This is a genomic window from Citrobacter sp. Cpa228, assembly GCF_030333085.1.
GTDB lineage: Bacteria > Pseudomonadota > Gammaproteobacteria > Enterobacterales > Enterobacteriaceae > Citrobacter > Citrobacter pasteurii.
Genome location: NZ_JAOWGQ010000039.1, coordinates 72,861 through 93,570, shown reverse-complemented (window position 1 = coordinate 93,570; position 20,710 = coordinate 72,861). Strand labels below are relative to the sequence as shown.

General features: G+C 52.6%; 19 protein-coding genes. 10 read left to right on the top strand and 9 right to left on the bottom strand.

Annotated elements, in window-relative coordinates; genetic code table 11:
* Position 1: 1 nt before the first annotated feature.
* From atpD to phoU, 9 genes are all read left to right on the top strand, one after another.
* Positions 2 to 1,384, top strand: a complete 1,383-nt coding sequence (gene atpD, locus OGX91_RS07085) for a F0F1 ATP synthase subunit beta (RefSeq protein ID WP_005121459.1) — start codon at positions 2 to 4, stop codon at positions 1,382 to 1,384.
* Between the two features lie 20 nt (positions 1,385 to 1,404).
* Complete coding sequence (locus tag OGX91_RS07080; RefSeq protein ID WP_005121460.1) at positions 1,405 to 1,824, top strand: F0F1 ATP synthase subunit epsilon; 420 nt, start codon at positions 1,405 to 1,407, stop codon at positions 1,822 to 1,824.
* 649 nt (positions 1,825 to 2,473) lie between these two features.
* Complete coding sequence (gene glmU, locus OGX91_RS07075) at positions 2,474 to 3,844, top strand: bifunctional UDP-N-acetylglucosamine diphosphorylase/glucosamine-1-phosphate N-acetyltransferase GlmU (RefSeq protein WP_155021738.1); 1,371 nt, start codon at positions 2,474 to 2,476, stop codon at positions 3,842 to 3,844.
* A gap of 225 nt (positions 3,845 to 4,069) precedes the next feature.
* Positions 4,070 to 5,899 (top strand): glutamine--fructose-6-phosphate transaminase (isomerizing), encoded by a 1,830-nt coding sequence (gene glmS / locus OGX91_RS07070; RefSeq protein ID WP_005121462.1) that lies wholly within the window; start codon positions 4,070 to 4,072, stop codon positions 5,897 to 5,899.
* 334 nt (positions 5,900 to 6,233) lie between these two features.
* On the top strand, positions 6,234 to 7,274 hold the full coding sequence (gene pstS, locus OGX91_RS07065) for a phosphate ABC transporter substrate-binding protein PstS (protein WP_286625818.1): 1,041 nt from the start codon (positions 6,234 to 6,236) through the stop codon (positions 7,272 to 7,274).
* A gap of 144 nt (positions 7,275 to 7,418) precedes the next feature.
* Positions 7,419 to 8,378 carry a phosphate ABC transporter permease PstC gene (pstC, locus tag OGX91_RS07060; RefSeq protein ID WP_005121465.1) on the top strand — a complete coding sequence of 320 codons (960 nt, stop codon included), beginning with the start codon at positions 7,419 to 7,421 and terminating at the stop codon, positions 8,376 to 8,378.
* A complete protein-coding gene (gene pstA / locus OGX91_RS07055; protein WP_005121466.1) occupies positions 8,378 to 9,268 on the top strand; it encodes a phosphate ABC transporter permease PstA in 891 nt (296 codons plus the stop codon). Before pstC ends, pstA begins: the two co-directional genes overlap by 1 nt.
* A gap of 112 nt (positions 9,269 to 9,380) precedes the next feature.
* Positions 9,381 to 10,154, top strand: coding sequence for a phosphate ABC transporter ATP-binding protein PstB (gene pstB, locus OGX91_RS07050; protein WP_003023821.1), 774 nt, complete (start codon positions 9,381 to 9,383; stop codon positions 10,152 to 10,154).
* A 14-nt stretch (positions 10,155 to 10,168) separates the two neighbouring features.
* Complete coding sequence (phoU, locus tag OGX91_RS07045) at positions 10,169 to 10,894, top strand: phosphate signaling complex protein PhoU (RefSeq protein WP_006687755.1); 726 nt, start codon at positions 10,169 to 10,171, stop codon at positions 10,892 to 10,894.
* 84 nt (positions 10,895 to 10,978) lie between these two features.
* Here phoU and yieH read toward each other — a convergent pair whose 3' ends face one another.
* Positions 10,979 to 11,644: a 6-phosphogluconate phosphatase gene (gene yieH / locus OGX91_RS07040; RefSeq protein ID WP_005121468.1), complete on the bottom strand. Its 666-nt coding sequence runs from the start codon at positions 11,642 to 11,644 to the stop codon at positions 10,979 to 10,981.
* A gap of 167 nt (positions 11,645 to 11,811) precedes the next feature.
* On the opposite strand from yieH, the gene adeP reads away from it, so the two are divergent.
* Positions 11,812 to 13,149, top strand: coding sequence for an adenine permease AdeP (adeP, locus tag OGX91_RS07035; protein ID WP_005121469.1), 1,338 nt, complete (start codon positions 11,812 to 11,814; stop codon positions 13,147 to 13,149).
* Positions 13,150 to 13,203: 54 nt separating this feature from the next.
* On the opposite strand, the gene OGX91_RS07030 is transcribed toward adeP, so the two are convergent.
* The 8 genes from OGX91_RS07030 to rnpA all read right to left on the bottom strand — a co-directional run bounded on the left by OGX91_RS07030 (position 13,204) and on the right by rnpA (position 20,697).
* Entirely contained in the window at positions 13,204 to 13,770 is a 567-nt protein-coding gene (locus OGX91_RS07030; RefSeq protein ID WP_003827046.1) for an NADPH-dependent FMN reductase, read from the bottom strand.
* 30 nt (positions 13,771 to 13,800) lie between these two features.
* Positions 13,801 to 14,547, bottom strand: coding sequence for a 4'-phosphopantetheinyl transferase family protein (locus tag OGX91_RS07025; protein WP_040231494.1), 747 nt, complete (start codon positions 14,545 to 14,547; stop codon positions 13,801 to 13,803).
* A 166-nt stretch (positions 14,548 to 14,713) separates the two neighbouring features.
* Positions 14,714 to 15,673 (bottom strand): HTH-type transcriptional regulator YidZ, encoded by a 960-nt coding sequence (yidZ, locus tag OGX91_RS07020; RefSeq protein WP_040231496.1) that lies wholly within the window; start codon positions 15,671 to 15,673, stop codon positions 14,714 to 14,716.
* Positions 15,642 to 16,823, bottom strand: coding sequence for an MFS transporter (locus tag OGX91_RS07015; protein WP_286625816.1), 1,182 nt, complete (start codon positions 16,821 to 16,823; stop codon positions 15,642 to 15,644). Before OGX91_RS07015 ends, yidZ begins: the two co-directional genes overlap by 32 nt.
* Positions 16,824 to 16,997: 174 nt before the next feature.
* Positions 16,998 to 18,362: a tRNA uridine-5-carboxymethylaminomethyl(34) synthesis GTPase MnmE gene (mnmE, locus tag OGX91_RS07010; protein WP_286625815.1), complete on the bottom strand. Its 1,365-nt coding sequence runs from the start codon at positions 18,360 to 18,362 to the stop codon at positions 16,998 to 17,000.
* A 105-nt stretch (positions 18,363 to 18,467) separates the two neighbouring features.
* Complete coding sequence (gene yidC, locus OGX91_RS07005; protein ID WP_188231939.1) at positions 18,468 to 20,114, bottom strand: membrane protein insertase YidC; 1,647 nt, start codon at positions 20,112 to 20,114, stop codon at positions 18,468 to 18,470.
* Positions 20,115 to 20,116: 2 nt separating this feature from the next.
* A complete protein-coding gene (yidD, locus tag OGX91_RS07000; protein ID WP_003023846.1) occupies positions 20,117 to 20,374 on the bottom strand; it encodes a membrane protein insertion efficiency factor YidD in 258 nt (85 codons plus the stop codon).
* Entirely contained in the window at positions 20,338 to 20,697 is a 360-nt protein-coding gene (gene rnpA, locus OGX91_RS06995) for a ribonuclease P protein component (protein WP_003844432.1), read from the bottom strand. Before rnpA ends, yidD begins: the two co-directional genes overlap by 37 nt.
* Positions 20,698 to 20,710 lie beyond the last annotated feature (13 nt).

Here is a 20,710-nt window from a genome sequence, read left to right as displayed (position 1 = left end):
GATGGCTACTGGAAAAATTGTCCAGGTAATCGGCGCCGTGGTTGACGTCGAATTCCCTCAGGATGCCGTACCGCGCGTGTACGATGCTCTTGAGGTTATGAATGGTAAAGAGAGCCTGGTGCTGGAAGTTCAGCAGCAGCTCGGCGGCGGTATCGTACGTACCATCGCAATGGGTTCTTCCGACGGTCTGCGTCGTGGTCTGGAAGTTAAAGACCTCGAGCACCCGATCGAAGTCCCGGTAGGTAAAGCAACTCTGGGTCGTATCATGAACGTTCTGGGTCACCCGATCGACATGAAAGGCGATATCGGTGAAGAAGAGCGTTGGGCTATCCACCGCGCAGCACCTACCTATGAAGAGCTGTCCAGCTCTCAGGAACTGCTGGAAACCGGCATCAAAGTTATCGACCTGATGTGTCCGTTCGCTAAGGGCGGTAAAGTTGGTCTGTTCGGTGGTGCGGGTGTAGGTAAAACCGTAAACATGATGGAGCTTATTCGTAACATCGCGATCGAGCACTCCGGTTACTCTGTGTTTGCGGGTGTAGGTGAACGTACTCGTGAGGGTAACGACTTCTACCACGAAATGACCGACTCCAACGTTCTGGATAAAGTATCCCTGGTTTATGGCCAGATGAACGAGCCGCCGGGAAACCGTCTGCGCGTTGCGCTGACCGGTCTGACCATGGCTGAGAAATTCCGTGACGAAGGTCGTGACGTACTGCTGTTCGTCGATAACATCTATCGTTACACCCTGGCCGGTACGGAAGTATCCGCACTGCTGGGTCGTATGCCATCAGCGGTAGGTTACCAGCCGACCCTGGCGGAAGAGATGGGTGTTCTGCAGGAACGTATCACTTCTACCAAAACAGGTTCTATCACCTCCGTTCAGGCGGTATACGTACCTGCGGATGACTTGACTGACCCGTCCCCAGCAACCACCTTTGCTCACTTAGATGCAACCGTGGTACTGAGCCGTCAGATCGCTTCTCTGGGTATTTACCCGGCAGTTGATCCGCTGGACTCCACCAGCCGTCAGTTGGATCCGCTGGTTGTTGGTCAGGAACACTATGACACTGCGCGTGGCGTACAGTCCCTGCTGCAGCGTTATCAGGAACTGAAAGACATCATCGCCATCCTGGGTATGGATGAACTGTCTGAAGAAGATAAACTGGTGGTAGCTCGTGCGCGTAAGATCCAGCGCTTCCTGTCCCAGCCGTTCTTCGTTGCGGAAGTATTCACCGGTTCTCCGGGCAAATACGTTTCCCTGAAAGACACCATCCGTGGCTTTAAAGGCATCATGGAAGGCGAATACGACCACCTGCCAGAGCAGGCGTTCTACATGGTTGGTTCTATCGACGAAGCCGTAGAAAAAGCCAAAAAACTTTAACGCCTTAATCGGAGGGTGATATGGCAATGACTTACCACCTGGACGTCGTCAGTGCAGAGCAACAAATGTTCTCTGGTCTGGTCGAAAAAATCCAGGTAACGGGTAGTGAAGGTGAACTGGGTATTTTCCCGGGTCACGCACCGCTGCTCACCGCCATTAAGCCTGGTATGATCCGCATCGTTAAACAGTTCGGTCATGAAGAGTTTATCTATCTGTCTGGCGGCATTCTTGAAGTGCAGCCTGGCAACGTGACCGTACTGGCTGATACCGCGATTCGCGGGCAGGATCTCGATGAAGCGAGAGCCCTGGAAGCGAAACGTAAGGCTGAAGAGCATATTAAGAGCTCTCATGGTGACGTGGATTACGCTCAGGCATCTGCGGAACTGGCCAAAGCGATCGCGAAACTGCGCGTTATCGAGTTGACCAAAAAAGCGATGTAACACCGGCTTGAAAAGCACAAAAGCCAGTCTGGTTTCCAGGCTGGCTTTTTTTTGTTTTTTTGCATGAACATTTAAAGTGAAAGCTGTTTTGTGATTTAGATCATAAAAATATTGATTGGTTAAAAAATGCGGCGTAGACTCTTTTTATGTGATTTAGATCACATAATGAATTCAGATAAAAAGAGACGCCAACATGAAATTACTCAATAAAATCATCGCCATGTTCAGCAATATGAGCTTTTAGCCTTTACCTGCCCGTCCTGTGGCGCGATGCTTGATAGGGTTTATCAGTCAGCGCCACTTGTTGTTATAACTCCCCTTCCCCTACTTTTCTCCCTCAACTTTTTATTTTCGCGTACGCATTTTCGGTTTCTCACTGAATCACATAAATAAAATCGGACTTTGCATGTGTAACTCTTTATTCATGCGGCAAAAAAATAGCAAAAACATTAACCTAAGGCTTTAATAAGAGCATGCTCCTGGTTTTTGGGAGACAAAAGGCGCCGATATAGTCGAAAATAGTGAGTTAATAGTTAGGGATTCCCCCCTATTGAACGTTTTATCTTCGGCCCATTTCATGATGAAAAAAATGTAGTATTTTCAATGTTAAAGGGTATAAATTCGTTCTCAAATGACAGTCAGGATGTGTATGTTGAATAATGCTATGAGCGTCGTGATCCTTGCCGCAGGCAAAGGTACACGTATGTATTCCGATCTTCCTAAAGTGCTGCACACTCTCGCAGGAAAAGCGATGGTGCAGCATGTTATTGATGCCGCTAATGAATTAGGCGCAACTCATGTACACCTGGTCTACGGGCACGGTGGTGATTTGCTCAAGCAGACGCTAAAAGATGGCAATCTGAACTGGGTTCTGCAGGCAGAGCAGTTGGGAACCGGCCATGCTATGCAGCAGGCTGCACCGTTCTTTGGTGATGACGAAGACATTTTAATGCTATATGGCGATGTACCGTTAATCTCCACCGAAACGTTACGCCGCCTGCGCAATGCTAAACCTCAGGGTGGTATTGGCTTATTAACAGTAAAACTGGACGACCCAACCGGCTATGGGCGCATTACGCGTGATAACGGCAAAGTTACTGGCATCGTTGAGCATAAAGATGCGACCGACGAACAACGCCAGATCCAGGAAATTAACACCGGCATCCTGATTGCCAATGGCGCTGATATGAAGCGCTGGTTGTCTAAACTAACCAACAATAATGTGCAGGGTGAATATTACATCACCGATATCATTGCGATGGCGTACCAGGAAGGTCGTGAAATTGCTGCGGTACATCCGGCACGTATTAGCGAAACCGAAGGGGTGAATAACCGTCTTCAGTTATCCCGTCTTGAACGTGTCTATCAGTCCGAACAAGCAGAGAAACTGCTGTTAGCAGGCGTTATGTTGCGTGATCCGGCACGTTTTGATCTTCGCGGTTCGCTTATTCACGGGCGCGATGTTGAAATTGATACTAACGTTATCATTGAAGGCAACGTAACCCTTGGCGATCGCGTCAAGATTGGTACTGGCTGCGTTATCAAAAATAGCGTAATTGGCGATGGCTGTGAGCTTAGCCCGTACAGCGTGGTGGAAGATGCCCATCTGGAAGCAGCCTGTACTATCGGGCCTTTTGCGCGTCTGCGCCCAGGCGCTGAGCTGCTGGAAGGCGCACACGTGGGTAACTTCGTCGAAATGAAAAAAGCGCGTCTGGGTAAAGGTTCTAAAGCCGGTCATCTGACCTATCTGGGCGATGCTGAAATTGGCGATAACGTGAACATCGGCGCGGGTACGATCACCTGCAATTACGATGGCGCTAATAAATTTAAAACCATTATTGGTGATGATGTGTTTGTGGGTTCGGATACTCAACTGGTGGCGCCTGTCACCGTGGGTAAAGGCGCGACGATCGCCGCTGGAACCACAGTGACGCGTAATATCGCTGATAACGAACTGGTATTAAGCCGTGTACCGCAGGTCCATAAACAAGGTTGGCAGCGCCCGGTGAAGAAAAAGTAAGTGATTTTTGCCTGATGGCGGCCTACGTGCGATGACGTTCTGTAGGCCTGATAAGCGTGAGCGCCATCAGGCAGACAAGAGATGAGGGGATAACATAATCCTCCGCTCAACAAGCAGTACCTATAAAAATAACCCCACTCTCTACAAGGCTCGGGGCGCCCGGAAAGGGCAAATACAGGTCAGCGACAACGACAGGCATAATGCCTAAATTCGGAATCAAAAAATATGTGTGGAATTGTTGGCGCTATCGCGCAGCGTGATGTAGCTGAAATCCTTCTCGAAGGTTTACGTCGTCTGGAATATCGTGGTTATGACTCAGCCGGTCTGGCTGTTGTTGATGCTGAAGGTAACATGACCCGTCTGCGTCGTCTGGGTAAAGTGCAGATGCTGACTGCTGCGGCGGAAGAACATCCGCTGCATGGTGGTACAGGTATCGCTCATACCCGTTGGGCGACACACGGTGAACCTTCAGAAGCGAACGCGCATCCCCATGTTTCTGAGCACATTGTGGTAGTGCATAACGGCATCATCGAAAACCATGAACCGCTGCGTGAAATGTTGAAAGCGCGTGGTTACACCTTTGTGTCTGAAACGGACACCGAAGTGATTGCTCACCTGGTGCACTGGGAACTGGAACAGGGCGGTACGCTGCGTGAAGCGGTACTGCGTACTATTCCGCAGCTGCGCGGGGCCTACGGCACAGTGATCATGGATACCCGTAACCCAGAAACACTGCTGGCGGCGCGTTCTGGTAGCCCGCTGGTTATCGGTCTGGGCATGGGTGAAAACTTTATCGCTTCCGACCAGCTGGCGCTGCTGCCGGTAACCCGTCGCTTTATCTTCCTGGAAGAGGGCGATATCGCCGAGGTAACGCGTCGTTCAGTCTCTATTTTTGACAAGACTGGCGCGGAAGTAAAACGTCAGGATATCGAATCGAATCTGCAGTATGACGCGGGCGAAAAAGGTATTTATCGCCACTACATGCAGAAAGAGATCTACGAACAGCCGAACGCGATTAAAAATACGCTGACCGGGCGTATCAGTCATGGCGAAGTGGATTTAAGTGAGCTTGGCCCTAATGCCAACGCGTTGCTGTCTCAGGTTGAGCATATCCAGATTATCGCCTGCGGCACGTCATACAACTCAGGCATGGTATCCCGTTACTGGTTTGAGTCGCTGGCGGGTATTCCTTGTGATGTCGAAATCGCTTCCGAGTTCCGCTATCGCAAATCTGCCGTGCGTCGTAACAGTCTGATGATTACCCTGTCCCAATCCGGTGAAACGGCAGATACCCTGGCGGGTCTGCGCTTATCTAAAGAGCTGGGCTATCTGGGGTCACTGGCAATCTGTAACGTACCGGGCTCTTCTCTGGTGCGTGAATCTGATCTGGCGATGATGACCAATGCCGGGACCGAAATCGGCGTGGCCTCCACGAAAGCCTTTACCACCCAGCTGACTGTTCTGTTAATGCTGGTGGCGAAGCTGTCTCGTCTGAAAGGTCTGGATGCGTCTATTGAACAAGAGATTGTTCACGGGTTACAGGCGCTGCCGAGCCGTATTGAGCAGATGCTGTCACAGGACAAGCGTATTGCCGCGCTGGCGGAAGACTTCTCTGACAAACACCATGCACTGTTCCTTGGTCGTGGCGATCAGTACCCCATTGCGCTGGAAGGCGCCCTGAAGCTGAAAGAGATTTCTTATATTCACGCAGAAGCGTATGCCGCTGGTGAGCTGAAGCACGGCCCGCTGGCGCTGATTGACGCGGATATGCCGGTTATCGTGGTTGCACCGAACAACGAGTTGCTGGAAAAACTGAAATCCAACATTGAAGAAGTGCGTGCTCGTGGCGGCCAGTTGTATGTCTTCGCTGATCAGGATGCAGGTTTTATCAGTAATGAAAATATGCACATCATCGAGATGCCGCATGTGGAAGAGGTGATTGCACCGATCTTCTATACCGTTCCGCTGCAACTGCTGGCGTATCACGTGGCGCTGATTAAAGGTACTGACGTGGACCAGCCGCGTAACCTGGCGAAGTCGGTTACCGTGGAATAAGCGATACCTCGCTGAACTGAAAATGCCCTGCTCAAAGCGGGGCATTTTTTTAAACCTGTTCTGTTTTTAATCAATTATCCCGCCTGTTTTATGTGACAAACCGTCATCTTCAGCTACTGTTTTCAGTGTCATAAAAAGAAAATTTTGCCGAAATATAATTGTTATATAATCGATTAAATTACTGTTTTTATACAATTTTTAATTGTTTTTCGCGCATTATTTTTCATTGTCATAAAACTGTCATATTTCGTACATTTAACTGTCACCTGTTTGTCCTATTTTGCTCACAGTAGCAACTCAAACAACAATTTACGAAAACCGTGCAGGAGACATTATGAAAGTTATGCGTACCACTGTCGCAACTGTTGTCGCCGCGACCTTATCTATGAGCGCGTTCTCTGCCTTTGCTGCAGCGAGCCTGACAGGTGCTGGTGCAACTTTTCCTGCGCCAGTGTATGCCAAATGGGCTGATACCTATCAGAAAGAAACCGGTAGCAAAGTAAACTACCAGGGTATCGGCTCCTCCGGTGGTGTAAAACAAATTACCGCAAATACCGTTGATTTCGGTGCATCTGATGCACCGTTATCTGACGAGAAGCTGGCTCAGGAAGGCCTGTTCCAGTTCCCGACCGTGATCGGTGGCGTAGTGCTGGCGGTGAATATCCCTGGCCTGAAGTCCGGTGAGCTGGTGCTTGACGGTAAAACCCTGGGCGATATCTACCTCGGCAAAATTAAGAAGTGGGATGATGAAGCCATCACCAAACTGAACCCGGGTCTGAAGCTGCCTTCTCAGAACATTGCCGTTGTGCGTCGTGCAGATGGTTCCGGTACCTCCTTCGTCTTCACCAGCTACCTGGCGAAAGTGAACGAAGAGTGGAAATCTAAAATTGGCGCAGGCTCTACTGTGAACTGGCCGACCGGTCTGGGCGGTAAGGGTAATGACGGTATCGCTGCGTTCGTACAGCGTCTGCCGGGTTCTATCGGTTACGTTGAGTACGCTTACGCTAAGCAGAACAACCTGGCGTACACCAAGCTGGTCTCTGCTGATGGCAAACCGGTAAGCCCGACAGAAGAGAGCTTTGCTAACGCAGCAAAAGGCGCTGACTGGAGCAAAACCTTCGCTCAGGATCTGACTAACCAGAAAGGTGACGACGCGTGGCCAATCACCTCCACCACCTTCATCCTGGTCCATAAAGAGTCGAAGAAACCAGAGCAGAGCGCAGAAGTGCTGAAGTTCTTCGACTGGGCGTACAAAAATGGCGGCAAACAGGCTAACGACCTGGATTACGCCAGCCTGCCAGACAGCGTGGTTGAGCAGGTTCGTGCTGCATGGAAGACCAACGTGAAAGACAGCAGCGGTAAAGCGCTGTACTAATAGAATATCTTTCACGAGTTGGCGGATGGCGCTACGCTTATCCGCCCTACGGTTTCGACTGTAGGCCCGCTTTGTAGGCCGGATAAGCGTAGCGCCATCCGGCATGGGCAACTTCGTAAACGCGTTTAACTTAAAGAGTGATTTATGGCTGCAACCAAGCCTGCTTTTAACCCACCGGGTAAAAAGGGTGACATGATATTCAGCGCGCTGGTAAAACTGGCAGCGCTGATTGTGCTATTGATGTTGGGTGGCATTATTGTCTCTCTGATCATCTCCTCCTGGCCAAGCATCCAGAAATTTGGTTTCTCATTCCTTTGGACCAAAGACTGGGATGCGCCAAATGATATCTACGGCGCATTGGTTCCGATTTACGGTACGCTGGTTACCTCATTTATCGCACTGCTGATCGCCGTTCCGGTGAGTTTTGGCATTGCTTTGTTCCTGACGGAACTTGCTCCTGGCTGGCTGAGACGTCCGCTGGGTATCGCTATTGAACTGCTGGCGGCGATCCCGAGTATCGTTTACGGCATGTGGGGCCTGTTTATCTTTGCCCCGCTGTTTGCGACGTATTTCCAGGAGCCGGTCGGTAATATTCTTTCCAACATTCCGTTTGTTGGCGCACTGTTTGCTGGCCCGGCATTTGGTATCGGTATTCTGGCGGCTGGCGTGATCCTCGCCATCATGATCATCCCATACATTGCGGCGGTGATGCGTGATGTGTTCGAACAAACGCCGGTACTGATGAAAGAGTCAGCCTACGGTATTGGCTGTACTACCTGGGAAGTTATCTGGCGTATCGTTCTGCCGTTCACTAAAAATGGTGTCATTGGCGGCGTAATGCTGGGTCTGGGTCGCGCGCTGGGTGAAACCATGGCGGTGACCTTTATCATCGGTAACACCTACCAACTCGACAGCGCATCGCTGTATATGCCGGGCAACAGTATCACCTCTGCGCTGGCGAATGAATTTGCCGAAGCGGAATCAGGGCTGCACGTTGCCGCGTTGATGGAGCTGGGTCTGATTCTGTTTGTGATCACCTTCATCGTACTGGCGGCATCTAAGTTCATGATCATGCGCCTTGCGAAAAACGAGGGGGCACGCTAATGGCTACGCTGGAAATGCAAAACACCGCTCAGCTTGCGGAATCCCGCCGTAAAATGCAGGCGCGTCGTCGTCTGAAGAACCGCATCGCGCTGACGCTCTCGATGGCGACGATGGCGTTCGGTCTGTTCTGGCTGATCTGGATCCTGATGTCCACGATCACCCGCGGTATTGACGGTATGTCACTGGCACTGTTCACCGAAATGACCCCGCCGCCGAATACCGCGGGTGGTGGTCTGGCGAACGCGCTCGCCGGGAGTGGGCTGTTGATTCTATGGGCGACCATCTTTGGTACGCCGCTCGGTATTATGGCGGGCATCTACCTGGCGGAATATGGGCGTAAGTCATGGCTGGCTGAAGTAATCCGCTTTATCAACGATATCCTGCTGTCTGCACCATCGATTGTGGTCGGTCTGTTCGTCTACACCATCGTGGTGGCAAAAATGGAACACTTCTCCGGCTGGGCGGGTGTGATTGCGCTGGCGCTGCTGCAGGTACCTATCGTTATTCGTACCACTGAGAACATGCTCAAGCTGGTGCCGGATAGCCTGCGAGAAGCCGCCTATGCGTTGGGTACACCAAAGTGGAAGATGATTTCCGCGATCACCCTGAAGGCGTCTGTGTCGGGCATTATTACCGGTATTCTGCTGGCAATTGCCCGTATCGCCGGTGAAACGGCTCCGCTGCTGTTTACGTCGCTCTCCAACCAGTTCTGGAGCACTGACATGATGCAGCCAATCGCCAACCTGCCGGTCACTATCTTTAAGTTTGCGATGAGCCCATTTGCTGAATGGCAGCAACTGGCCTGGGCCGGGGTACTGATTATTACCCTGTGCGTACTGCTGCTGAACATTCTGGCGCGCGTCATTTTCGCGAAGAAGAAACACGGTTAAGTTTTGATACCTTGCCGGATGGCGGCGTAAACGCCTTATCCGGCCTACGGATTGAACTATATGTAGGCCTGATAAGCGAAGCGTCATCAGGCATGATGAGGAAGAGATTGAGATGAGTATGGTTGATACTGCCCCGGGTAAAATTCAGGTTCGTGATTTGAACTTCTACTATGGCAAATTCCATGCCCTGAAGAACATCAACCTGGATATCGCGAAAAACCAGGTCACGGCGTTTATCGGGCCGTCAGGCTGTGGTAAATCGACGCTGCTGCGTACCTTCAACAAAATGTTTGAACTGTACCCGGAGCAGCGTGCGGAAGGTGAAATCCTGCTGGATGGTGACAATATTCTCACCAACACCCAGGATATCGCACTGCTGCGTGCCAAAGTCGGCATGGTGTTCCAGAAGCCGACGCCGTTCCCAATGTCTATCTACGACAATATCGCGTTTGGCGTGCGTCTGTTTGAGAAGCTTTCCCGTGCCGATATGGACGAGCGTGTACAGTGGGCATTGACCAAGGCCGCACTGTGGAACGAAACCAAAGATAAATTACACCAGAGTGGGTACTCTCTCTCCGGTGGTCAGCAGCAGCGTTTGTGTATTGCGCGTGGTATCGCCATTCGCCCGGAAGTGCTACTGCTTGATGAGCCATGTTCAGCGCTCGACCCGATTTCTACCGGGCGTATTGAAGAGCTGATCACTGAGCTGAAAGAAGATTACACCGTTGTTATCGTTACCCACAACATGCAGCAGGCTGCGCGTTGTTCCGATCACACGGCATTTATGTACCTGGGCGAGTTGATTGAGTTCAGTAATACGGACGATCTGTTCACCAAGCCCGCGAAGAAACAAACTGAAGATTACATCACCGGTCGTTACGGCTGATTCAGGAGCTTGTTGTGGATAACCTTAATCTTAATAAACATATTTCCGGCCAGTTCAACGCAGAGCTGGAAAGCATCCGTACCCAGGTGATGACCATGGGTGGCATGGTCGAGCAGCAGCTTTCTGATGCGATTACCGCCATGCACAATCAGGACAGCGATCTGGCGAAGCGTGTCATTGAAGGCGATAAGAACGTCAACATGATGGAAGTGGCGATCGACGAAGCCTGCGTGCGCATCATCGCCAAACGTCAGCCGACGGCGAGCGACCTGCGCCTGGTGATGGCAATCATCAAAACTATCGCCGAGCTGGAACGTATTGGCGACGTGGCGGACAAAATTTGCCGCACCGCACTGGAGAAGTTCTCGCAACAGCACCAGCCGCTGCTGGTAAGTCTGGAGTCGCTGGGTCGTCACACCGTGCAGATGCTGCACGACGTGCTGGATGCGTTTGCGCGTATGGATCTCGACGAAGCGGTACGTATTTATCGCGAAGATAAGAAAGTCGACCAGGAGTATGAAGGCATCGTGCGTCAGCTGATGACCTACATGATGGAAGACCCGCGTACCATTCCAAGCGTACTGACCGCGCTGTTTTGCGCGCGTTCTATCGAGCGTATCGGTGACCGCTGCCAGAATATCTGCGAATACATCTTCTATTTCGTGAAGGGGCAGGACTTCCGTCACGTGGGCGGTGATGAGCTGGATAAACTGCTGGCGGGCAAAGACCCGAAAGAGTGATAAAAACGTAGAAAGTAGGCCGGATAAGCGTTAGCGCCATCCGGCAATTGCCCGGTGGCGCAAGCTTACCGGGCCTACAAAAAATTACCGGGTAATATCCCAACCTCGCGCCTTCCACAATTCCGGTAACTGCGCCAGATCGGTAAAGGTCGTGACCTTTGGGTTTTCGATCGGTTTGTTATGCGGATCGGCACAGAAGTAGAACACTTCCATCCCGGCGGCAATTCCCGCCTGCGCGCCTGCGCTGGAATCATCAACCAGAATGCAGTTCTCAACGTTAACGTCCATGGCTTTTGCCGCATGGAACATCAGGGCCGGATCGGGCTTCCAGCGTTGGATATCGTAGCCGCTGAACAGTAAATCAGGAAAATGGTGCAACATGCCCAGCTTACCCAGCGAATGCTGCATTTTGCTGACCGGACCGTTAGACACCACGCACATTGGCACAGCCATGCTGTCCAGCAGCGTGTTCGCACCAGCAATGACTTCCAGCTCGGTATCGAACAGACGTGCGACCTCAGCGCGGTAAACCGGTTCTAGCTCGGCTTTTGCCAGTTCGACACCGTGTTCTTCGTTAATAATGTCGATGATTTCGTAGAGCTTTACCCCCTTGAAGCGTTTAAACGTCTCTTCAAGATCGAGCGTAATGCCGAACGCCTGGAACATGCTGACATACGCGCGAGAACAAATTACTTCACTGTCGACAAGGGTACCGTCACAGTCAAAAAATACGGCTTCTATCTGGGACATGTCATTTCCATTTTAACAAGTTTAACGTTTTCGTAATGCATAATGGGGGGACGCAATCGTTGCCGTATAAGCAAAATCAATGAAAAAAGTTGCTCATAACCCAACCCTATTGTCGCATTTTGGTATAGGATAGCGACGAATTTTCCCTCCTTGTTCGGAAATTGATAATGAGCCAACAACACACAACCCAGGCTTCTGGCCAGGGGATGCTGGAACGCGTGTTCAAACTGCGCGAGCATGGCACGACGGCACGGACCGAAGTGATCGCCGGTTTAACCACCTTCCTGACGATGGTGTATATCGTTTTTGTTAACCCGCAAATTCTTGGCGTGGCTGGCATGGATACCAGCGCCGTCTTTGTTACCACCTGCCTTATTGCTGCCTTTGGTAGCATCCTGATGGGGCTATTTGCTAACCTGCCGGTCGCACTTGCGCCTGCTATGGGCCTGAACGCGTTCTTCGCCTTCGTGGTCGTTGGCGCGATGGGCCTGTCATGGCAGATCGGTATGGGCGCAATCTTCTGGGGCGCGATAGGTCTGCTGCTGCTGACCATTTTCCGCGTACGTTACTGGATGATTGCCAATATCCCGGTCAGTCTGCGCGTGGGCATCACCAGTGGTATCGGCCTGTTCATCGGCATGATGGGGCTGAAAAATGCCGGTGTTATTGTTGCGAACAAAGACACGCTGGTTTCCATTGGTAACCTGACGTCCCATAGCGTGCTGCTGGGTATTCTGGGCTTCTTTATCATCGCGATTCTGGCATCACGCAACATTCACGCGGCAGTGCTGATCTCCATCATTGTGACCACGCTGTTGGGCTGGATGCTGGGCGATGTCCATTACAATGGGATCGTCTCCGCACCGCCGAGCGTGATGTCGGTTATCGGGCATGTTGACCTGGCCGGTTCGTTTAACATTGGCCTTGCGGGCGTGATTTTCTCGTTCATGCTGGTTAACCTGTTTGACTCCTCCGGTACGTTGATTGGCGTCACGGATAAAGCCGGTCTGGCGGACGCGAAGGGCAAGTTCCCACGCATGAAGCAGGCGTTGTATGTGGATAGTGTGTCCTCTGTTACCGGCGCGTTTATAGGTACATCTTCCGTTACCGCCTATATTGAGTCCTCTTCCGGGGTGTCGGTTGGTGGCCGTACAGGCCTGACTGCAGTCGTCGTTGGCCTGCTGTTCCTGCTGGTTATCTTCCTGTCGCCGCTGGCGGGAATGGTGCCGGGATATGCTGCCGCAGGTGCGCTGATTTACGTTGGTGTCCTGATGACATCAAGCCTGTCGCGCGTTAAGTGGGATGATCTGACTGAGGCTGTTCCGGCGTTTATTACCGCTGTGATGATGCCGTTTAGCTTCTCCATCACTGAAGGCATCGCGCTGGGCTTTATTTCCTACTGCGTGATGAAAATTGGTACCGGACGTTTCCGCGATCTCAGCCCGTGCGTCATTGTTGTCGCGCTGCTGTTTGTACTGAAGATTGTGTTTATCGACGCGCATTAAAATATCGGTCTGGACAACGGCCCGCCAGGCATCGTTGCTGGCGGGCTTTTTCTTTTAGGCTTTCACGCGCTGAATGTAGTCGCCAAATGCAGTCAGCTGGCCGGTCAGATGGTCCAGCGTGCTTTGGTCGATCACTTCGCCGGTCTGCGGGTCCACTTTATTCTGAATAACGCCGCCCATAAACTCTGGCTTGTTCATTACCATCGCGTCGAGAAACACCAGGATTTGACGCAGATGGTACTGGCAGCGCGCGCCGCCAATGGCACCCATGGAGCTTGTCTGGATCAGCACCGGTTTGCCGGATAATGGCTGATCGGGCAGGCGAGACAGCCAGTCGATGGCGTTCTTCAGTCCGCCCGGAACAGAATAGTTATATTCCGGAGTCACGATAACGACGCCGTCAGCCTTCCTGATTTGTTCCGCCAGCGCTTCTACACTTGCCGGAAAACCCTCTTCCTGCTGGAGGTCGGCATCGTACAGAGGAATATCCCCAATCGACGGTAACGCATTCACTTCCATCCCCGCGGGGGCAATTTTTGGCAGCGTACGGGCAACCATTCCATTAAACGAACCCTTGCGCAGGCTCCCCAGTAACGTAACAACATTCAATGTTTCAGACATGGTTACTCCTGTTTCATCATGAAGGTTAAATCAAAGCGTATGGCTCTTCGCTGCGGATAATTGTGAAAACCGGATCAGGCGACCCGTTGGCTCATTCGCGCGGGTCTGGATATCAGGCAAGCTTTTCCAGTCCTGTTTACCATCAAACTCCCAAACCTTGAGTTTTTCAATGGTTGGCGTGACCGCGACCGACCACACCAGTACATCTTCGGCATCGCAAATGGCTTCTATCTGCGTAACGTGAGCACATCTCAGACGGCCCGCACCCGGTAACAACTGGAGTTCACGTGGATCGTCATTGCACACGTCGCCAGTGAGCTTGAGAACGCTCTGGCGTAACGTAATGAGCTGCGCACGCGCTTCATTGGGGTCGTTTTGATTATTGATCCACAGGTTTTCGTTACTGGAAAAGCGGTAGGTTTCTGTGGCATTCGGGGTATGGAACCCGCGGGTCACTCGCTGAAGCTCCATATCCAGGCCGCATGAACCTTCTGTGGTAAGCGCGACGCCAACGATGTTCCCGGCATAGGAAATCGAAAAGCCTGGCAGGTTTTTATCGCGAAAAACGGGCTTACCTTTCGCCTCGGTAACAATCTCAGGCAATGTGCTGGTGCCGTAAAGCATAAACATCAGTTCAGCGAGAAGGCTTCGGGAGGCCAGAAAGCGTGTTCGGCGGTGAGTGGGTAGATTTCTTACTTCAAAATGACATGGAGTCGGGAGACGAACTGAAACCAGGTGTCCCTCCGTTAGAATCCCTCTGGCAAAATGTGTCGCCATTTTTCGCTCCGTGATTAATGGTCCGTGATTATTATCAGAGTAACATTTACGCGGCTTCCAGGCAGGCTTTACTGCCCAAAAAGTAAACGGAATCGGGATACATTACGCGACATTTACATTTCCACCGCCAGGGAGGTCAATAAAACAACAATATAGCAAAGGATCTTCATGACATCTCGCGATAGAGTGCCTTGATCGTCTCTTTCAGCCAGACGATCTTAGGATTGTGGCTGTTGCGTTTATGCCAAAGTAGGGTGAATGGGACGCGCATTTTTTCCAGTTGCGCAGCATCAAAAGGCATTGGACGTGCCACGAGCGGAAGTTGGTGGAGTTGATTATAACGCTGACAATAGACCGGGGCGGTGGCTATCAATGCGTGATCGGGCTGCGCGGCCATAAACAGCGACTGCTCAAAGCCCGGCAGACACAATGCGATGTTACGCGCACGCCCCATCTCCTGAAGCACATCGTCCAGCGCCCAGGTGTCGCTCTGCTCCCAGCTAATGCTGATATGGGGATAGTGCAGGAATGTTTCCAGGCTCCACTCTTCTCGTAACGCCGGATGATCTTCGCGCAGCCAGACGCAGGGGAGATCGGAAAACAGCACTTCATGGTCGATCGATAACGGTAGCAGACTCAGCAATTCACGCGAGCGTGGGTGACTTTCACGTCCGGTAAAGCCGATATCCACCTCGCCACGGATAATGGCGTCCAGCGAATCGTAATCCCAGTTACGCACTTTGATCGAGGCTTGTGGATAACGCTGGTAGATCTGTTGGGAGAGCGCGTTAAACATGATCATCACCAGCGGCGTTTCAGCCACTAAATCAAACTTCAGCCCACGTGGTGCTTCATGGTGTGGCTTATCGAGCAATTGATTGCCCATTTGCATCCACTCCGCCAGGTTCTGCTCCATGCTGACCATCAGCGGCGTTGGCGTCAGCCCAAGCGGGGTATTCACAAACAGCGGATCGTCAAACCAGGTTCGCAGCTTCGACAACGACTTGCTGACCGCCGACGGCGTGACGTTCATCCGTTTGGCGGTTTTGGTGACGCTGCGCTCCTGCATCAGGAGCTGCAGGCAGAGCAGTAAATTAAGATCGAGACTGCTGAGGGATTTCTTCATGAGTTGGTGTGGACCGGTTTGGTGCAACAGTGATAATCAGCATGATACTCACTATGCTACAGCCAATCAGAATCCCGATCAGCATATTCAGCGCGTCGAGACCGAGGATGGCAGCCAACCAAATCCATAGCGATGAACCGCAAACCTGCGCTATGCCTAACGCCGAGCTTGCCACACCCGCACGCAGCGAGAACGGCCCCAGTGCCTGACTCATGGCGACGCCGAAACCGACCGAGAATCCGGCACAGATTAACGTCAACCCGAACAACGTTACCGCGTGCGTACTGGCAAGGATTAACACGATGCCCGCAGCCAGGAACAAAACCTGTGAAGTCAGCATCAGGATACGGGGTTTAAAAATACTCAGGGCGAATGGTGTAGAGAAAGAGACCGTCATACTGATGCCTGCGGTCATGGCCATGGTAGTGGCGTACTCGCCGCGGTCGAAGCCCATCACTTCCATCAGCAGCACCGGAGACGTATTCACGAAGGTCAGGATCACCGACACGCTGAGGGTGGTAATGGCCAGACGGCTCAGGAAAAAACGGTTCACCAGCGACTCTGCGCGATGATCGCTCTGCGTAGAGGTCGAGAGCGTCGCTGGGCGCGATTCTCGCAGGACAAACACCGACAGCAGGCAAACAGCCACACCCATTCCCATCATCGTGTAGAACAGGCTCTGCCACGGGTATTTGAGCATAATCAGGTGCCCCATCACCGGCGCCAGCACCGGCACGATGCAGGTGATACCGTTCAACAGCGACAAAACCTTCGCCCGGCGGCGATCGTCGAGCGTATCGCGCAGGATGGCGAAAGCCACCACATAGCAACAGCCAGCGCCTACGCCCTGAATAAAGCGGCCTACCAGGAACGGCGTACCGCTCTTGGCGAACGAACACAGCGACGAGGCGACAATAAAAATGAGGGCCCCGACAATGGCGACCGGTTTACGACCCGACTGGTCAGCAATTTTTCCGGCGAACAACATTGCTGTCGCCATCCCTGCCAGGTAGACCGAAAACGCGATATGCAACTGAGCCTCGCTGGCTTGTAAATCGGCAGCAATACGGGGCAATCCCACCAGATACATATCAATACCGGCGGGATAGAGAAGAACCAAGGCAAAACTGCAGATTAGAAAGCGTGTCATAGCGACCTCATGAGAAATGTGGCGCTAAGCATACGGGTAGAGAGTTAACTACACGAGTTGCCATTTGGACAACAGTGATTTCCTGAGAGGAAAACGCTGTTGCCCGGTGGCGCTACGCTTACCGGGCCTACATGTCGAGTAGGCCGGATAAGGCATAGCCGCCATCCGGCAAAACTATTTACCAATACAGAAACTGGAGAAAATACGACCCAGCAGATCGTCGGAGGTAAATTCCCCGGTGATCTCACTGAGGTTCTGCTGCGCCAGACGCAGCTCCTCCGCCAGCAGTTCTCCGGCCCATGCGCCTAATAGCTGCGCTTTGCCCTGCTGAAGATGCTCCGCCGCTTCAGCCAGTGCCTGCAAATGACGGCGACGCGCCAGGAAGCCGCCTTCCATATTGGTTTCAAAGCCCATGCTCTGTTTGAGATGGTTGCGCAGTACGTCAACACCTTCACCGGTTCGTGCGGAGAGGCGAACCAGTGAGTGGCCATTTACTTCGCTAAGACCCAGCGTTTCACCCGTGATATCCGCTTTGTTACGCACCACGGTAATTGGCAATTTGGCTGGCAGACGAGCAATAAAGTCAGGCCAGATGTCTGCCGGGTCAACGGCGTCGGTGGTGGTGCCATCAACCATAAACAGTACGCGGTCGGCTTGTTCAATTTCCTGCCAGGCGCGTTCAATACCAATGCGTTCAACTTCATCGCTGGCATCGCGCAGACCGGCAGTGTCGATGATGTGCAACGGCATACCGTCGATATGAATATGCTCTCGCAGCACGTCGCGAGTCGTCCCCGCAATGTCGGTCACAATAGCCGCCTCACGGCCTGCCAGCGCGTTCAGCAGGCTCGATTTCCCGGCGTTAGGGCGACCGGCAATGACTACCTTCATCCCTTCGCGCAGCAGGCTACCCTGACGCGCTTCGGCACGTACGGCATCAAGATCGCTGATAACGCTATTGAGCTGGGCTTCAATCTTGCCGTCAGACAGGAAGTCGATTTCTTCATCCGGGAAGTCGATCGCCGCTTCCACATAGATACGCAGGTGAGTGAGTGCTTCCACAAGATGATTTACCCGTGCGGAAAATGCGCCCTGCAACGAGTTCAATGCCGAGCGAGCGGCTTGCTCTGAGCTGGCGTCGATCAGGTCGGCAATTGCCTCTGCCTGAGCCAGATCGAGCTTATCATTGAGAAACGCGCGCTCGGAGAATTCACCTGGTCTGGCAATGCGCAGCCCGGGAATCGTCAGAATACGTTTGAGCAGCAGATCAAGAATCACCGGGCCGCCGTGACCCTGAAGCTCTAAAACGTCTTCACCGGTAAAGGAGTTCGGGCCGGGGAACCACAGGGCAATCCCCTGATCCAGCGCGCTGCCATCCGCGTCTTTAAACGGCAGATAGTCGGCATAACGCGGTTTTGGCAGTTTCCCCAGTACGGTTTCTGCGACCTCGCTCGCCTTCAGGCCGGAGATACGCAGGATACCCACGCCACCACGTCCCGGTGGGGTGGCCTGAGCGACGATGGTGTCGTTATGGCTCATGGTTTGTCTCTTCTTAATGCAATAAAAAAGGCGGTCTAATGACCGCCCTTTACGTTATGTTCCGTGTGCCGGATGGCGGCTTCGCCTAATCCGGCCTACACCGAATCAGGAGTTTTTCTTCTCGCGGCTATGCAGGCCACGTTTCTCCAGACCACGGTAAATCAGCTGCTGCTGAATAATGGTTACCAGGTTGCTGACGATATAGTACAGCACCAGACCTGACGGGAACCACAGGAAGAACACGGTGAAGATGACCGGCATGAAGGTCATGATCTTCTGCTGCATCGGGTCGGTCACGGTGGTCGGAGACATCTTCTGAATGAAGAACATCGTCACGCCCATCAGGATCGGCAGGATGTAGTACGGGTCCTGTGCAGACAGGTCATGGATCCACAGCGCGAACGGCGCATGACGCAGTTCAATGGAGCCCATCAGCATGTAGTACAACGCCAGGAAGATTGGCATCTGGATGATCAGCGGGAAGCAGCCGCCCAGCGGGTTAACCTTCTCAGCTTTGTACAGGGCCATCATTTCCTGGCTCTGACGCTGTTTGTCATCGCCCAGACGCTCACGCATTGCCTGAATCTTCGGCTGCAGCATACGCATCTTCGCCATGGAGGTGTACTGCGCTTTGGTCAGCGGGTACATGATGCCACGAACGATAAAGGTGATAACGATGATGGAGAAGCCCCAGTTACCCAGGAAGCTATGGATCCATTTCAGCAGTTTGAACAGCGGCTGAGAGATGAACCACAACCAGCCGTAATCCACGGTCAGATCCAGGTGCGGTGCAACGGCCGCCATTTTATCCTGAATTTCTGGGCCGACCCACAGGGTGCTGGTCATCGCGCCAGTCTGGCCAGGCTGTACCAATACCGGCTGTGATTTATAGCCGATAGCGGCAATGCCGTTACCCAGATTTGCGGTATAGAAGTTATTGGTGCCGTCGTTACGCGGAACCCATGCCGTAGCGAAATACTGTTGCAGCATTGCAACCCAGCCGTCTTTAGCGTTGACGTTCAGGTTTTCGTTTTCAGCAATGGTGTCGAATTTGTATTTCTCATACTTCTCATCAGGCGTGGAGTACGCCGCGCCACGGAAGGTGTGCAGCGCAAAATTGCTGCTTCCGGTATCGCGATGAGATGGCAGATTGATGGATTGCTTCAGCTGACCAAAGGTGGAGACTTCCAGCGGTTTCTCGCCGGCGTTCTGCACGCTGTAGTTAACGCTTACCGCATACTCACCACGCTTAAGGATAAACGTTTTGGTAAACGTGTTGCCAGCGGCGTCAGTATAGGTCATCGGGATCTGCAGTTCATTCTGACCGTCAGCCAGTACAAAAGCGTCTTGGTCGACGTTGTACAGCGGACGCGGGCCGTTAGCCGGGTTATCCGGGCCGTCACGACCGGTCAGGCCACTCTGTGCCTGATAGATGAACTGTGGCGTGGTTTCCAGTAACTGGAACGGTTCGGTAGAACCGAGTTCTTTCGGGTAAGCTGGCAGTGAAGCCTGTTCCACATCACCACCACGGGTGTTGATGGTCAGATCAAGCACGTCAGTTTTAACCGTAATCAGTTTCCCCTGGCCACTGGCCGGTACGCCCTGGTCTGCGGCGCTACCCGCTGCGGTGGTCGTTGTCTGCGTGGTCTGTTGGGCCTGAGGTTGCGGGTTTTTATCCTGCTCCCAGGCTTGCCAGATCATGAAAGACACGAACAGCAAAGCGATGACTAAAAGATTGCGTTGCGAATCCATCGTTAGTGTTCTCTGGTATCAAATGGTCCGGGCGGGACGGGATCGTCACCACCAGGGTGTAAAGGGTGGCATTTTAATACGCGTTTCACCGTCAACCAACTGCCTTTTATCACTCCAAACCTGCGCAATGCCTCAATTCCGTAGCTCGAACAGGTTGGAGTGAAACGGCAATGCGGCCCAAGCAGCGGACTGATCAGGCGTTGATAGACCCGAATGAGGGCTATCAGGACCCGCGAGCCAGGCGACAATGGCGACGCCATAATTTTTCCAACGCTTCCGAGAGAGCACGGTTATCGAGGTCAGCAACCCCTTTTTTCGCCACCACCACGAAATCCATTGCTGGAAGCTCGTGCTGACGTAAACGGAAGCTTTCACGTGTCAGACGTTTAATCCGATTGCGTTCATGCGCACGTTTAACATTTTTCTTGGCGACGGTAAGACCGATACGGGGATGCCCCAGCGAATTCAGGCGGCCGAGGATGGTGATTTGCGGCGTGCCAGCCCGTTGTGGCTGCTGGAAGACGAATGTGAAATGAGTGGGAGTTAACAAACGTAACTCCCTGGGAAATGCGAGCTTAACCACTCAGGGGCTAGCT

Coding starts and splice junctions, on each gene's coding strand:
- yidC (WP_188231939.1), bottom strand. CDS start 20,114: ATGGATTCGCAACGCAATCTTTTAGTCATCGCTTTGCTGTTCGTGTCT.
- pstB (WP_003023821.1), top strand. CDS start 9,381: ATGAGTATGGTTGATACTGCCCCGGGTAAAATTCAGGTTCGTGATTTG.
- atpD (WP_005121459.1), top strand. CDS start 2: ATGGCTACTGGAAAAATTGTCCAGGTAATCGGCGCCGTGGTTGACGTC.
- yieH (WP_005121468.1), bottom strand. CDS start 11,644: ATGTCCCAGATAGAAGCCGTATTTTTTGACTGTGACGGTACCCTTGTC.
- glmU (WP_155021738.1), top strand. CDS start 2,474: ATGTTGAATAATGCTATGAGCGTCGTGATCCTTGCCGCAGGCAAAGGT.
- OGX91_RS07025 (WP_040231494.1), bottom strand. CDS start 14,547: ATGGCGACACATTTTGCCAGAGGGATTCTAACGGAGGGACACCTGGTT.
- pstC (WP_005121465.1), top strand. CDS start 7,419: ATGGCTGCAACCAAGCCTGCTTTTAACCCACCGGGTAAAAAGGGTGAC.
- glmS (WP_005121462.1), top strand. CDS start 4,070: ATGTGTGGAATTGTTGGCGCTATCGCGCAGCGTGATGTAGCTGAAATC.
- adeP (WP_005121469.1), top strand. CDS start 11,812: ATGAGCCAACAACACACAACCCAGGCTTCTGGCCAGGGGATGCTGGAA.
- pstA (WP_005121466.1), top strand. CDS start 8,378: ATGGCTACGCTGGAAATGCAAAACACCGCTCAGCTTGCGGAATCCCGC.
- OGX91_RS07030 (WP_003827046.1), bottom strand. CDS start 13,770: ATGTCTGAAACATTGAATGTTGTTACGTTACTGGGGAGCCTGCGCAAG.
- OGX91_RS07080 (WP_005121460.1), top strand. CDS start 1,405: ATGGCAATGACTTACCACCTGGACGTCGTCAGTGCAGAGCAACAAATG.
- mnmE (WP_286625815.1), bottom strand. CDS start 18,362: ATGAGCCATAACGACACCATCGTCGCTCAGGCCACCCCACCGGGACGT.
- OGX91_RS07015 (WP_286625816.1), bottom strand. CDS start 16,823: ATGACACGCTTTCTAATCTGCAGTTTTGCCTTGGTTCTTCTCTATCCC.
- yidD (WP_003023846.1), bottom strand. CDS start 20,374: ATGGCGTCGCCATTGTCGCCTGGCTCGCGGGTCCTGATAGCCCTCATT.
- yidZ (WP_040231496.1), bottom strand. CDS start 15,673: ATGAAGAAATCCCTCAGCAGTCTCGATCTTAATTTACTGCTCTGCCTG.
- pstS (WP_286625818.1), top strand. CDS start 6,234: ATGAAAGTTATGCGTACCACTGTCGCAACTGTTGTCGCCGCGACCTTA.